Source organism: Streptomyces sp. NPDC046303, from assembly GCF_055588085.1.
Window position 1 is genome coordinate 22,985 of the sequence record NZ_JBVJFA010000050.1, and the last position, 14,327, is coordinate 37,311.

The 14,327-nt window shown below is 74.6% G+C and carries 9 protein-coding genes; 6 read left to right on the plus strand and 3 right to left on the minus strand.

The window, feature by feature from the left end:
* Positions 1-192 precede the first annotated feature (192 nt).
* The 3 genes from paaN to ACZ6I1_RS32355 are packed head-to-tail and all read left to right on the plus strand — an operon-like array spanning position 193 to position 4,629.
* Complete coding sequence (gene paaN, locus ACZ6I1_RS32345) at positions 193-1,887, plus strand: phenylacetic acid degradation protein PaaN (protein ID WP_469292472.1); 1,695 nt, start codon at positions 193-195, stop codon at positions 1,885-1,887.
* Entirely contained in the window at positions 1,884-3,125 is a 1,242-nt protein-coding gene (locus ACZ6I1_RS32350; RefSeq protein WP_469292465.1) for a helix-turn-helix transcriptional regulator, read from the plus strand. The genes paaN and ACZ6I1_RS32350 overlap by 4 nt, the downstream gene beginning before the upstream one ends.
* 52 nt (positions 3,126-3,177) lie before the next feature.
* A complete protein-coding gene (locus ACZ6I1_RS32355) occupies positions 3,178-4,629 on the plus strand; it encodes an NAD(P)/FAD-dependent oxidoreductase (protein ID WP_469292466.1) in 1,452 nt (483 codons plus the stop codon).
* Positions 4,630-4,666: 37 nt separating this feature from the next.
* Here the strand turns inward: ACZ6I1_RS32355 and ACZ6I1_RS32360 are convergent, their stop codons facing one another.
* Together ACZ6I1_RS32360 and ACZ6I1_RS32365 are read right to left on the minus strand one after the other, a co-directional pair.
* A complete protein-coding gene (locus ACZ6I1_RS32360; protein WP_469292467.1) occupies positions 4,667-5,392 on the minus strand; it encodes an exonuclease domain-containing protein in 726 nt (241 codons plus the stop codon).
* Positions 5,393-5,535: 143 nt separating this feature from the next.
* Positions 5,536-6,786, minus strand: coding sequence for an SAV2148 family HEPN domain-containing protein (locus ACZ6I1_RS32365; protein ID WP_469292468.1), 1,251 nt, complete (start codon positions 6,784-6,786; stop codon positions 5,536-5,538).
* 274 nt (positions 6,787-7,060) lie between these two features.
* Between ACZ6I1_RS32365 and glgX the strand changes: the two genes are divergently transcribed.
* Positions 7,061-9,175, plus strand: coding sequence for a glycogen debranching protein GlgX (gene glgX, locus ACZ6I1_RS32370; protein ID WP_469292469.1), 2,115 nt, complete (start codon positions 7,061-7,063; stop codon positions 9,173-9,175).
* Here glgX and ACZ6I1_RS32375 read toward each other — a convergent pair.
* Complete coding sequence (locus ACZ6I1_RS32375) at positions 9,160-10,440, minus strand: MFS transporter (protein WP_469292470.1); 1,281 nt, start codon at positions 10,438-10,440, stop codon at positions 9,160-9,162. The genes glgX and ACZ6I1_RS32375 overlap by 16 nt on opposite strands.
* A gap of 82 nt (positions 10,441-10,522) precedes the next feature.
* Between ACZ6I1_RS32375 and treY the strand changes: the two genes are divergently transcribed.
* Both treY and ACZ6I1_RS32385 read left to right on the plus strand, forming a co-directional pair.
* Complete coding sequence (gene treY, locus ACZ6I1_RS32380) at positions 10,523-12,778, plus strand: malto-oligosyltrehalose synthase (RefSeq protein ID WP_469292471.1); 2,256 nt, start codon at positions 10,523-10,525, stop codon at positions 12,776-12,778.
* A gap of 183 nt (positions 12,779-12,961) precedes the next feature.
* Positions 12,962-14,236, plus strand: coding sequence for a M14 family zinc carboxypeptidase (locus tag ACZ6I1_RS32385; RefSeq protein ID WP_469292473.1), 1,275 nt, complete (start codon positions 12,962-12,964; stop codon positions 14,234-14,236).
* Positions 14,237-14,327 lie beyond the last annotated feature (91 nt).

A 14,327-nucleotide genomic window follows, 5' to 3' on the forward strand; every position in this document is an offset into this window, starting at 1 on the left:
GTCAATTCCCTTCATGACCAGACTCCGCCGTGGGTGCGAACCGGCCGAATTAGCGTGCTCGCAGAGGCCTTGCGGAATCGGCGTTCCCCCCGACCGGCCCCCTACCGTTCGACAAGGATGAGGACCATGGCGCAATCCGTGCGGCCGCCCGTTCCCGAAACCCGCGCCGACGGCGGCGCGCTGACCCTGTTCATGTCCCGGCACGGCGGCACCCTGGAGCGGGCCCGCGAAGTGATCCGCACCCGCGGGCACTGGTCGCCGTACGCGGAGGACCCGGAGGATCCACAGGCCTACGGCCGGGGCGCGAGGGCCGCCGGGGAGGCCGCCTTCCGCCGGCGCCTCGGCCGGCCCTTCGAGCTCGGCCAGCCCGGCCTCGACGGGACCGTGGGCCCCGCCCCGGAAACCGGCGGCGAGCGCTCCCCGTACGGCGGCCCGCTGGAGGTCTCCTACCCGCACTGCGACCCCGACGTCCTGCTGCCCGCCATGCGGGCCGCCCTGCCCGCCTGGCGCGACGCGGGCCCCGAGGCGCGGGCGGCGGTCTGCGCCGAGATCCTCCACCGGATCAACGCCCGCAGCTCCGAGTTCGCCCACGCGGCCGTGCACACCAGCGGCCACAACTTCCTGATGGCCTTCCACGCCGGGGCCGTCCACGCCCAGGACCGCGGTCTGGAGGCGGTGGCGTGGGCGCTGGCGGAACAGACCCGGCTGCCGGCCGCCTCGGTCTGGCGCAAACCCCAGGGCGACGGCCGGGCCGTCACCCTCGTCAAGACCTTCAAGACGGTGCCCCGGGGCGTCTCCCTGGTCATCGCCAACAGCGTCTTCCCGGCCTGGAACAGCTACCCGGCCCTCTTCGCCTCGCTGGCCACCGGCAACCCCGTCCTGGTCAAACCGCACCCGGCGGCCGTCCTGCCGCTGGCCCTCACCGTCGAGACCGCCCGCGCGGTGCTCGCCGAGGCCGGCTTCCCGGCCGACCTGGTGTGCCTGGCGGCCGAGCACCCCGGCGAAGGGCTGGCACGCCGGCTGGCCACCCGCCCCGAGGTCCGCCTCGTCGACTACGCGGGCGGCACCGCCTTCGGCGACTGGCTGGAGGACAACGCCCGCCAGGCACGCGTCTTCACCTCCACGTCCGCCGTCAACACCCTGCTCGTCGAATCGACCGGCGACTACCGCGACATGCTCGCCAACCTCGCCTTCTCGGTCTCCCTCTACAGCGGACAGCTGTGCACCAGCCCGCAGAACCTGCTGATCCCGCGGGCCGGGATCAGCACCGACGAGGGGCACCGGACATACGAGGAGGTCGTCGCCGACCTCGGCACGGCCCTGGCCGCGCTGCTTTGCGACGACACCGCGGCCGCCGGCATCCTCGGCGCACTGCTGGGCCCCCCGGTCCTGGAGCGGCTCGAACGGGTGATGGCCGGCGAGGCCGGGACCGTGGCCGTGCCCTCCCGCGCCGTACGCGACCCCGCGCACCCGGAGGCGGTCATCCGCACCCCGGCCGTGGTGACGCTCGACGCGAACCGGGCCGCCGACCGGGCCGTGCTGCTCGCCGAATGGCTCGGCCCCGTGGTCTTCGCCGTCGCGGTGGACTCCGTCGCCGACGCGGTCACGCTGGTCTCGCGCACCACCCGCGAGTGCGGCGCGCTGTCCGTCGGCCTGTACTCCACGTCTCCGGAGGTGGAGGCGGCCATGGAACGGGCCTGCGCGGAGGCCGGGGTGATGCTGTCCGCGAACCTGATGGGCGACTGGTACATCTCCCAGTCGGCCGTCTACTCCGATCTGCACGGCACGGGCATGAACCCGTCGGGAAACGCGGTGTACTGCGACGCCGCCTTCGTGTCCGCGCGTTTCCACACCGTCGGCGTACGCCGCTACGGCGGCTCGATATGAACAGCACCCTCACCCAGATGCCGCTGCGCGGGCGCGAGCGGGAGATGCGGCTCATCCGCGAAGTGCTCGAGTACGGACGCCGCTCCGGGCCCGCCGTCCTGTCGATCGAGGGAATGCCCGGCATCGGCAAGACCCGGCTGCTGCGGGAGGCCGCCCTCCTCGCCGACGGCCTGGGCTACTCCGGACACCACCCCGACCCGTGGGCGGACCCCCGCCACCCGCGGCGCCGGACCGCGTCGGCGCCGGCCCGGCACACCCGGGGCCGGCCCGGCCGCTGCCACACCCCGGCGGGGCCCGTCCTCGTGCTGGTCGACGACACCCGCCGCCCCGTGGACGGGCCGCCGCGGATGCCCTTCGCCCCCCGTGAACGGCCCGCCGGCGACCCCGTGGTCTGGCTGGTGGCCCACCGGCCCGGCGAGGGACCGGCCCTGCCCGCCGGACTCACCGGCCGCAGCGAGCGGCTGTCGCTGGGCCCGCTGGGCCCGTCCCCCTCCCTGGGCCTGGCCCACGACCTGTTGGGCGCGCCGCCCGCACCGGCCCTGGTCCAGCTCATCGACCAGGCCGGCGGGCACCCGCGGCTGCTGATCGAACTGCTCACCGGCCTCCAGGAGGAAGGCTCCCTGGAGACGGTGGACGGGGAGGTCCGGCTGCTGACCTCGCGGCTTCCGGCCCGCCTGGCCACCCGGGTACGGGCCACCCTGGAGCGCTTCTCCCCGGGCTGCCGCCAACTGCTGTGCGTGGCCTCGCTCCTGGGATGCGAGGTGGTCTACGAGGACCTGGCGCTGATGCTCAGAACCTCGGTCTCCGCCCTGCTCCCCGCCCTGGAGGAGGTCGCGGCGACCGGCGTCGTGCGCAACGACGGCGGCCGGGCCGTGTTCTCCAACCCGCTGCTGCGCCGGCTCATCTCGGACTCGATGCCCGACTCGCTGCGCCTGTCCCTCCAGCGCGAGGCGGCGGCACTGCGGGCGACGGCTGAGCTGCGGGCGACGGCGGAGCTCGCCGAGGCCCCGCCCGCCGGACCGGACCTCAGCGAGCAGCAGCGGGTGCTGGTGGGGCTGGTCCGCGAGGGCCTCACCAACCAGCAGATCGCCCGGCGCCTCGCGCTGTCCCCGCACACCGTCAACTACCACCTCCGCAAGCTGTTCAAGACCTACGGGGTGAGCTCGCGGATCGACCTGCTGACGGCGGCGGAGCACCTGGACACCGCCGGCCGGGCCGCCCGCGCCCGCCGGAACTGACCCCCGTCCACCCCGTGGACGCACACCGCACCGACCGTGGAGACCCGCACCCGTGACCGATCCCGATCTCGTCCTGGCCGGCACCTGGCCCCGCCCCGACACCCCGCCCCCGGCCCGGCGCACCGCCTGGCTGCGGGACGCCCTGCGCGCCGAACCCGACGACGGGCGCTCACCCCAGCTGCTGGACGAGGTGCGCTGCGACGTCCTCGTCGTGGGGGGTGGTTTCACCGGCCTGTGGACCGCGCTGGAGATCCTGCGGCGGGCACCGGGCACGGACATCGTGCTGATCGAGGCCGACGTGTGCGGAGGCGGCGCCAGCGGCGCCAACGCGGGCTATCTGATGCCGATGTGGGCCCGGTTCAGCAGCCTCGTCGCGATCGGCGGGCACGAGGAGGCGCGCCGGCTGGGCGAGGCTTCCGCCCGGGCCGTCGACGACATCCTCGCCTTCACCGAGGAGCACGGCATCGACGTCGAGTACACGCGCGGTCCGTGGCTGTGGGCCGCCTCCTCACCGGCCCAGCGCGGGGCGTGGCGGCAGACCCTGGCGGACCTGCGCCGGGCCGGGACGGAGCCGCTGCACGAGGTGTCCGCCGCCGAGTCCCGCCGGGCGGTCGGCACCCGCAACCACTTCGGCGGCGTCCTCGACCCGGGCTGCGCCACGCTCCAGCCCGCCAAGCTGACGCGCGGCATGCGGCGGGTGGCGATCGAGGCGGGCGTCCGGGTCCACGAGCGCACCCCGCTGACCGCGCTGCGGGCCGCGCCCGGCGGAGCCACCACCGCCCACACCCCCTACGGGCGGGTCCGCGCCGACCGGGTCGTGCTGGCCATCAACGCCTGGGCCGGGCAGCTGGAGGACCTCGGCCGGCGGATGGTGACCGTGGCCAGCGACACCGTGCTGACCGAGCCCGTTCCGGAGCGGCTGGAGGCGCTCGGCTGGGACGGGCGGACCTCGGTCTGCGACTCCCGGCGCAGGCTGAACTACTACCGCACGACCCCCGACGGCAGGCTGCTCTTCGGCAAGGGCGGCTCCGGCGTGGTCTTCGGCCAGAGCGGGGCGGACACGATGTGGGGCGGCGCGCTGCGGCCCGCCGAGCTGCGCCGCCAGCTCGCCCGGCTCTTCCCGGAGCTCGCCGACGCGCCGGTGGACTCGGCCTGGACCGCCCCGGTCGAGTACTCGACGACCTCGCTGCCCTTCGCCGGCTGGCTGAAGTCCGTGCCCGGGGTCTGCTACGCCACCGGCTACTCGGGTGACGGGGTGGGCCCCTCCCGGCTGATGGCCAAGGTGCTGGCCTCCCTCGTGCTGGGCACGAAGGACGAATGGTCGGGCTCGGCCTTCACCCGCCCGCCGGGCGGCTGGATCCCCCCGGAACCGGTCCGCTACCCCGGCGCCCGCCTGGTCATCCCGGCCCTCCGGGCGGTGGAGCACCGCGAGGACCGCGGCCTCGGAGTACCGGCCCTGGTCAAGCGCCTGGCCTCGATCGACCCGTCCGCCTTCCGCCTCTGACGGCCGGCTCCGCTCCCTCCCTGCGGCGCGGCCGGCGCTATCCGGCCGCGGGGAGCAGGCCCCGCAGGGGCCAGGCGGTGTCGATCACTGCCTCCGGGGTGCCCTGGCGGCGGAGGTAGGACTGGAAGTCCCGGGCCCAGCGGGCGTGCCAGGTGCCCTGGCGGGCGTGGAGGTCGGCCGGGGTGAGCGCGGCCACTTCGGGGTGGCGCGCGGCTATCGCGCGGGCCACCTCGACCGCGGCCAGGGCGTCCGCCCCGGCGTCGTGCGCGGAGTCCAGGGTGACGCCGTACACCCCGCACACCGCCTCCAGGGTGCGCTTGCCGCGCCGGTAGCGGTCGACGGCGCGGTCGATGGTCAGCGGGTCCACCACCGGCCCGGTCGCCGCCCCGCCCAGCCGGTCCGCGAGCGACGGCAGCCCGTGCCGGGCCAGTTCCGCGGAGAGCAGGGTCAGGTCGAAGGCCGCGTTGTAGGCGACGACCACCGCCCCGGCGCGCCAGTGCCCGACCAGTGCCTGCGCGACCTCCTCGGCCACCTCCCGCACCGGGCGGCCTTCGGCGACGGCCCGCTCCGTGCTGATGCCGTGGATCGCCGAGGCGCCCTCCGGAATCGGTATCCCCGGGTCCGCGAGCCAGCCGCGCCGCTCGCGCACCTCGCCGCCCCGCACCTCGACCACCGCCGCCGTCACGATCCGCGACTCCCCCGGCTCCGTGCCGGTCGTCTCCAGGTCGAACCCGATCAGCACACCGCCGTGCCAGTCCCCCATCACGCGCCCTTCCCCCCGTACAGCCTCGGTCAACGGCTTTCAGCCTGCCACGGGCCACTGACAGGCCGGCCCCCGGGGCGCGGCGGAGGGCGACGACACGCCGACGACACCGCCGACGACGACACGACGGCGAGGCGGGGGCGTCACGACACCGGCCGGGAGTCCTCCCACACCGATTCGAATTCCTCGCGGTACGTCGCGAACAGCCCGTGGTCGGCGTCCTTCGGCACGCCGCGGCCGCCGCCGCGCAGGACCAGGACGGGGGATTCCATGCCGCGCGCCCGGCGCAGGTACGACTGGACCACCGCGATCCCGGAGGACTGGCCTTCCACCAGATAGGCGGTGAAGCGCGGGGTCTCGTCGAAGACGTGGATCTCGAAGCGCGAGGGGTCCCGCAGGCCCGCCCGGACCCGGCGGACGTGCAGGATGTTCATCTCCACCGAGCGGCTCAGCTCGCCCTTGCGGAGCCCGAGCTCGCGCTCGCGCCGTTTGACCGCGCTGCTCGCCGGGTTCAGGAACAGCAGCCGGACCCGGCAGCCGGCCTCGGTGAGCCGGACGAGTCTTCGGCCCGAGAAGTTCTGGACCAGCAGGTTGAGGCCTATGCCGATGGCGTCCAGCCGCCGCGCGCCGCCGAACAGGTCCTCCGCGGGGAGCTGGCGCTGCAGGCGCACCCGGTCCGGGTGGACCGAGATGACGTCCGCGTACCGGTCGCCCACCAGGTCCTCGACGGCGTCGATCGGCAGCCGGTCGGCCGACGGGCTGCCGGAGCCCCCGCCCAGCACCTCCAGGAGCCGCGCCGAGGCCCGTTCCGCCTGTTCCAGCACCGCGCGCGACAGCGCCCGGTTGCGGGAGACGACGTTGCGGGTGACCTCCAGCTCGTCCAGGGCCAGCTCGATCTCGCGCCGGTCGTCGAAGTACGGCTCGAAGCAGGGCCAGTGCTGGACCATCAGCTCGCGCAGCTGTGGCAGCGTCAGGAAGCTCAGCACGTTGTCGTCGGCCGAGTCGAGCAGATACCCCTTGCGCCGGCTGACCTCGCGCACGGCCACCGCCCGCTGCACCCACTCCTGCCCGGCGGGCCCGGCGGCCGCGACCACCCAGTCGTCCCCGCCGTGCACCGGCTCGTAGATCGGCCGCAGCACCGCTCCGACCACGGACCGCAGCCGCTGTTCGATGAGGTTCAGCCAGATGTACGCACGGCCGGCCCGCTGGGCCCGCGTACGGACCTCGCTCCAGGCCTCCGCGCTCCAGTCCAGTTCGGCGCCGGCCCGGGCGCTCCCGGCCGCCTGCGGGGCCAGCGACACGGCCCCGGTCGCGACCCCCGCCGACGGTGCGTCCGCGGGGCCGCCCTCGTGACTGCTGTCACCAGGGGGCAGCTCCAGACCTCCCGAGCTCACCCGTGCACCGCCTTCTGCGTCTGGACGCCCGTCTCCAGTGATCACGGAAGGGTACTCCGCGCGCGCGGCCCGATGCAGCCCGATGGCCCGTACACCGGCTGTCCGTTGACCCATTATCCGATGCCCACACAGTCGTCCGACCCGCCTATCAGCTCTGCGGGTCACCCGGAGGGACCAACCCAAGTCCACGCGTGAGGGACCTCTTTCGGGGAAGATCTGGCAGTGACGTGGTCCAGCCGGATCAGCCGGAGCAGGATGGGAAGAGTCATTAGCTATGCAGGTCTGGCCGGGACAGGCGTATCCGCTCGGCGCCACTTACGACGGCGCCGGCACCAATTTCGCGGTCTACTCCGAGGCCGCCCGACGCATCGAACTGTGCCTCCTCCACGACGACGGCTCGGAGACCGCCGTGGAACTGCGCGAGACGGACGCCTTCGTCCGCCACGCGTACCTGCCGGGCATCATGCCCGGCCAGCGCTACGGCTTCCGTGTCCACGGACCGTACGAGCCCGACCGCGGCCGGCGCTGCAACGCGGCGAAGCTGCTGCTGGACCCGTACGCGCGGGCCATCAGCGGACAGGTGAACTGGAACGAGGCGGTGTACGGCTACCACTTCGGCCGGCCCGACTCCCGCAACGACCTGGACTCCGCCCCGCACACCATGAGCTCGGTCGTGGTGAACCCGTACTTCGACTGGGCCAACGACCGGCCGCCGCGTCACGAGTACCACCACACCGTCCTGTACGAGGCCCACGTCAAGGGTCTGACGATGAACCATCCCGACCTGCCCGAGGAGCTGCGCGGCACGTACGGGGCGCTCGCGCACCCGGCGGTCATCGGGCACCTGGTCAAGCTCGGGGTGACGGCGCTGGAGCTGATGCCGGTGCACCAGTTCGTCAACGACCACCGGCTGGTCAACGACGGGCTGAGCAACTACTGGGGCTACAACACCATCGGTTTCTTCGCCCCGCACAACGGCTACGCCTCGGGTGACCGCGGCCAGCAGGTGCTGGAGTTCAAATCGGCGGTGCGGGCCCTGCACGAGGCGGGGATCGAGGTGATCCTGGACGTGGTCTACAACCACACGGCCGAGGGCAACCACCTGGGCCCGACGCTGTCCTTCCGCGGGCTGGACAACGCCTCGTACTACCGTCTGGCGGACGACCCGCGGCACTACATGGACACCACCGGTACGGGGAACTCGCTGCTGATGCGCTCCCCGCACGTGCTCCAGCTGATCATGGACTCGCTGCGGTACTGGGTCACCGAGATGCACGTGGACGGCTTCCGCTTCGACCTGGCGGCGACGCTGGCCCGCCAGTTCCACGAGGTGGACCGGCTGTCCTCGTTCTTCGACCTGGTCCAGCAGGACCCGGTGGTCAGCCAGGTGAAGCTGATCGCGGAGCCGTGGGACCTGGGCGAGGGCGGCTACCAGGTGGGCAACTTCCCGCCGCTGTGGACCGAGTGGAACGGCAAGTACCGCGACACCGTACGGGACTTGTGGCGCGGGCAGCCGCGCACGCTGGCGGAGTTCGCGGGGCGGCTGACCGGCTCGTCGGACCTCTACCAGGACGACGGGCGGCGGCCGCTGGCATCGATCAACTTCACCACCTGCCACGACGGTTTCACCCTGCACGACCTCGTCTCCTACAACGAGAAGCACAACGAGGCCAACCGGGAGGGCAACCGCGACGGCGAGACCCACAACCGGTCCTGGAACTGCGGGGTCGAGGGGCCGACCGAGGACCCCGAGGTGCTGGAGCTGCGCGAACGGCAGATGCGCAACTTCACGGCGACGCTGATGCTGTCCCAGGGCGTGCCGATGCTCAGCCACGGCGACGAGTTCGGCCGCACGCAGGGCGGCAACAACAACGCGTACTGCCAGGACAACGAGCTGTCCTGGGTGCGCTGGCCGGAGCCGGGCAAACCGGCGCCCTCGCTGCTGGAGTTCACCCGGCGGATGGTGTGGCTGCGCCGCGACCACCCGGTGTTCCGGCGGCGCCGGTTCTTCCACGGGCGGCCGGTGGAGGGCACGCACGACGAGCTCTCGGACATCGCCTGGTTCACCCCGCACGGCGAGGAGATGCGGGCCCGCGACTGGCAGGCGCAGCACGCGCGGGCGCTGACCGTCTTCCTCAACGGGGAGGCGATCTCCGAGCCGGGGACCCGCGGGGAGCGGATCACCGACGACTCGTTCCTGCTGATGTTCAACGCGGGCGCCGAGCCGCAGGAGTTCACCGTTCCGGCCGGGCACGGGGCGCAGTGGCGGCTGGTGGTGGACACGGCGCGGCCGGAGGTACTGCCACCCGGCACCGGGCCGCAGTACGCGGCCGGGGACCGGGTGGCGCTGACGGGACGGTGTCTGGTGGTGCTTCAGCGCCCGGCGTAGGCGGAGCCCTCGCCCACGGCCGGGGAGCCGCTGCGCTGCGCCGGGGCGAGGGCCTCGCCGTGCGGGCGGGCGGCCGGTACCCGGGTGAGGAGGGCGAGGACCAGGCACAGCGCGGCGGCCCCCACGGCCACGGCGAAGGCGGCCGCGGGCCCGTGCGACTCGGCGAGGCGTCCGGAGAGCGGCAGTGCGAGGGCCTGCCCGGCGACCAGGGCGCTGGCGGCGAAGGCCGTCGACTCGGCGAGCCGGGCGGGCTCCACGACCCGCTCGGTGAGGGCGAACGCGGTGATCAGGTGCGGGGCGTAGGCCGCGCCGAGGACCGTGACGACCAGGTACAGCGGCCCCAGGGTGTCGGTGGACAGCAGCGGCACGGAGAACACCAGCGCGGCGCCGGTGGCCACGCGCCAGCGCAGCCGCAGTCCGAAGCGGGCGGGCAGTGCGCCGAGCGAGATGCCGACGACGGCGCTGACGACGCCCATGGCGGCGTACACGACGGCGGCCTGCTCGGGGACGCCCAGGCGCAGGGTGAGCGCGGCGATCCCGGCCTGGCAGGCGCCGAACATGGCGCCCTGGAGGGCGAGGGAGCCCCGGACGGCGTGCACCACGCGGGGCTGGGGGGCCGGGCGGCCCTTCGTACGGGTCCGCGCGGGGCCCGCGGCCGTGACGGCGGCGGTCGGGTGCAGCGCGAAGGCGGTGCCGAAGACGGCGACGAGGGCGGCGGCCCCGCCGAGGGCGGCCGCGGGGTGCGCGACGATCGAGGCGAGTCCGACGAGGGCCGGTCCGAGGACGAAGGAGACCTCGTCCAGGGTGCCTTCCAGCGAGTGGACGGCTCCCACCACGCTCTCCTCGGACCGGGCGCGGTGCGCCAGGGCCACGGAGCGGGTCCGGGCGAGCGGCCCGATGAGCGGGATGGAGGCGCCCGCGACCGCTCCGATGGCGGCGAGCGGGACGGTGGCGAGGTGGCCGAGGGCTCCGGCCACCAGGGCAGCGGTCGCGGCGGCGTTGACCGCGGCGGCGGTCAGTACGACGGGCCGCTGGCCGTGCCGGTCGGCGAGCCGGCCCAGGACGGGCCCGAAGGCCACCTGGCCGGCGGAGAGGGTGCCGCCGACGATGGCGCCGGTGGCGATCGAGCCGCTGGTCTGGGCGACCAGCACCACGCTGCCGAACTGGGACATCGCGACGGGCAGGCGGGCGAAGAAGGAGACGACGGGGAGAAGGGGCCCGGTCAGGGCGATGACTCTTCGATAGGTGTTGACGGTTCCGGCCACTCGCGCAACGCTAACGTCGCGCAGTCACTCGTATGCATGGGGTAATGGCACGGAATCCGGCTGGCTGGGTACGTACGTTCTCATGAGCCAGCCGCGGTCAGTCATCCAATCGGAATCTGATGTTCCGACACCTGTCACTCCGGCCTCGACCTACCGTCTCCAGCTGCGTCCGGAGTTCCCGTTCGCGGCGGCCGAGGCGGCCGTACCGTACCTGTCGTCCCTCGGCGTGTCACACCTGCACCTGTCCCCCGTGCTGGAGGCGGTGCCCGGCTCGGCCCACGGGTACGACGTCACGGACCACTCCCGGGTGCGCGAGGAGCTGGGCGGCGAGAGCGGCCTGCGGTCGCTGGCAGCGGCCGCCCTGGCGCACGGGCTCGGCCTGGTGCTCGACATCGTGCCGAACCACATGGCGGTACCCGCGCCGCTGCGCCTGAACCGGCCGCTGTGGGAGGTCTTGCGGGAGGGCCCGGGCTCGCCGTTCGCCCGCTGGTTCGACATCGACTGGGAGGCGGGCGGCGGGCAGGTGCTGCTGCCGGTGCTCGCCGGGCCGGTGGAGTCCTGCGAGCTGAGGGTCGACGGGCACGTACTGCGCTACGGGGAGCAGGAGTTCCCGCTGCGGGAGGGCACCGCGGGCCTGGAGCTGCCCGAGCTGCTGGCCGCGCAGTGGTACCGGCCGGCCTGGTGGCGGGAGGCCCGCACCGGGCTCAACTACCGCCGCTTCTTCACCATTTCGGACCTGATCGGGGTCCGGGTGGAGGATCCGGAGGTGTTCACGGCCACCCACGCCAAGGTGCTGGAGCTGGTCCGGGACGGGGTGGCGCAGGGGCTGCGGATCGACCACGTGGACGGGCTGGCGGACCCCGGGGAGTACCTGCGGCGGCTGCGGGCGGCGGCGGGCCCGCACTGCTGGGTGGTGGTGGAGAAGATCCTGGCCCGGGAGGAGCGGCTGCCGCCCGCCTGGCCCGTGGCGGGGACCACCGGGTACGACGCGCTGCACCGGGTGGACGGGGTGTTCACCGACCCGGACGGGGCGGCCGAACTGGGCGGGCGCTATCGCGAGTCCACCGGGATCCCGGAATGGGAGCGGACCGCGGAAGCCTGCGCGCGGGAGGTGCTGACCGGCGACCTGGCCGCCGAGCTGGCCGCGCTGGAACGCCTGGCGGGCCCGGAACTGGCCGTGGCAGTACGAGAGTTGCTGATCGCCTATCCGGTCTACCGGCCCTACCCCGGCGGGCCCGGGCCGGATCCGCGGGCCGTGGCACGGGCCGCCGGGGCGGCCGGTCCGGACGCGGTGGCCGGAGTACGGGACCTGCTGCTGCGGGACCCCGTCTTCGCGGCCCGCTTCGCGCAGACCTCGGCCGCGCTGCGCGCCAAGTCCCTGGAGGACCGCGCCTTCTACCGGTACGCGCCGCTGCTGTCGGCCACCGAGGTCGGCGGGGATCCCGGGCAACCGGCGGTGTCCGCCGAGGAGTTCCACGCGTACTGCGAGCGGATGGAGCGGGAGTGGCCCCGGTCCGGGACCGTGCTGTCCACGCACGACACCAAGCGCAGCGCGGACGTCCGGGCGAGGATCTCGGTGCTGTCGCAGGCGCCGGAGCCGATGGACGGGGCGGGCGGCCCCGATCCGGCGCTGGCATGGACGGCCCGGCAGACGGCGCTGGGGCTCGGGCAGGTGCCCCAGGCCGTGCCGAGGCTGGCGGACGCCCTGCTCAAAGGGGTCCGGGAGGCGGCCCTGCGGACCAGCTGGACGGAACGGGACGAGGCGTACGAGGCGACCGTGGCGGGGTACGCGCCGCGCCCCCTGGAGCTGCCGCCGGAGCTGGCGGAGGCGGCCCGCGCCAACCTCCTCGGCATGACCCTGCTGCACCTGGCGATGCCGGGGGTGCCGGAGGTCTACCAGGGCGCCGAGACGGAGTACCGCGCCCTGGTCGATCCGGACAACCGGCGCCCGGCCCGCTTCCCCAGGGAAGCACTGGCACGCCTGGACGCGGGGCAGGACCCGGCCGGCCCGGCGGAGGAGAAGCTGGCCCTCACGGCCGCCCTGCTCCGGTTGCGCCGGGACCGGCCGGGACTGTTCACCGGGTACGCCCCCCTGTACGCCCGGGGCCCGGCGGCGGACCACTGCCTGGCCTTCGCCCGCTCCCCGGGCCTGCTGGCGGTGGCCACCCGCCTCTCGCACCGCCTGGCCCTCGCGGGCGGCTGGCGCGGCACCACCCTGCCCCTGCCGCCGGGCCGCTGGACCCCGCTGCCGGGCCTGCCCGGCGCCCCCCACGCATCCCAGGCGCCCCTGTCGGCGCTCCTGTCCACCTCCCCGGTCGCAGTCCTCGTCCGCACCTGAGGGCTGTCCCGGAGGCGTGGACCCTCCCTCCGGGCGGAGTCCGGGGGCAGGGTCCGGGCCGGAGCCCCAGGTCGTCGAGGGGCGCGGGGCCCGGGCCGCGGGCCCGGGGCCCGGGCCCCGGCCCGGGGAACTGCGGGCGCCGCGCAGCAGTAGCGGCCCTGCGCCGCGGGCATGGCATCCCTTGTGACCCTCCTCCGCGACATGCGCTACCCCACACCGCACGAGCTCGCACTCGCCGCCCGCGCCCTGGCGGACGAGCACCCCGCCGAGGCCCGCCTCCGCCAGGCCGGCACCTCGCGGGCCGGGCAGCCCCTCTGGGTGCTCTCCGTCGCGGCCACCAGCCCGGCCACGGCGAGCCGGGACGTCCTCGTGGTCGCCGGGGCCCACGCCAACGAGCCCGTCGGCGGCGCCACCGCCCTCTCCCTCGCACGGCGGCTCCTGCACGACCCGGCCCCGCGGACCGGCTGCGGCTGGCACTTCCTGCTCTGCGCCGATCCCGACGGCGCGGACCTGCACCGCACGCCCCGCCCGTACTCGCTGCTCGACTACCACCGGCACTTCTTCCGGCCCCCCGGCCCCGAACAGCCCGAGTGGGCGCCCTCTTTACTGCCCCCGGACCGGCTGCCGCCCGAGACCCTGGCCCTGACCGCGCTCATCGACGAGCTGCGGCCCGTCCTCCAGGTCTCCCTGCACGCCACCGACCTCGGCGGCTCCTGGGTCCAGCTCACCCGGGACGTACCCGGCCTCGCGGAGCCGTTCGGCAAATCCGCCGCCGAGCTGCGCATCCCGGTGGAGAACGGGGCCTCGGACGCCGCGGGCTGGCCCTCCCCCGGGCCCGGGATCTTCGTGATCCCGCAGCCGGGGAGAGAGGCCGCCGGGGCCTTCCACCCCGAGGACACCCGGCTCAGCACCTGGTACCACGCCCACCGGTACGCCGGCACCACCGCGATCGTCGAAGTCCCCATGTGGGCCTCCGACCTGGTGGACGACCCCACCCCGCACCCCGACCCGCGCGGCGCCCTGCGGATGCTGGCCGCGCGGCTCGGCGAGGACACCGCGCGCGTGGCCGCCGCACGGGACGGGATCCGCCGCGGCCCGCTGCCCTACGAGGATCCGGCCGCCGCGCCCCTGCTGCGCGCGGTGGACTGGACGCTCGCGCTGATCCCCCGGATCATCGCCGAGTGGACCGGCGGCGGGGCCCCCGCGGAGGCCACCGCGGCGTACGTGGCCAGCATCGACGCCTTCGGGCGGCGCCTGTCGCTGCGCGCCGCCGCGATGCTGCTGCGCGTGCTGCGCACCCAGGGCCACCCGTCGGCTCCCGGACTGGACCGGCTGGTCACGGGGTGGTGCGAGGACTTCGCGGGCCGCTTCCAGGCCCGCTGGGTCCCGGTGGCCACCCAGGTGGAACACCAGTCCCGGACGGTCCTGGCCACGTACGACCGGCTCGTCGCGCGCTAGACGAGTAAGTCCGAAGTCTTCGTCAGTGGTCGTAGGCGATGAGTGATCGTGTGATGGCTGTGCCGTTGGCCCGGTTGTGCCAGATCGCTGC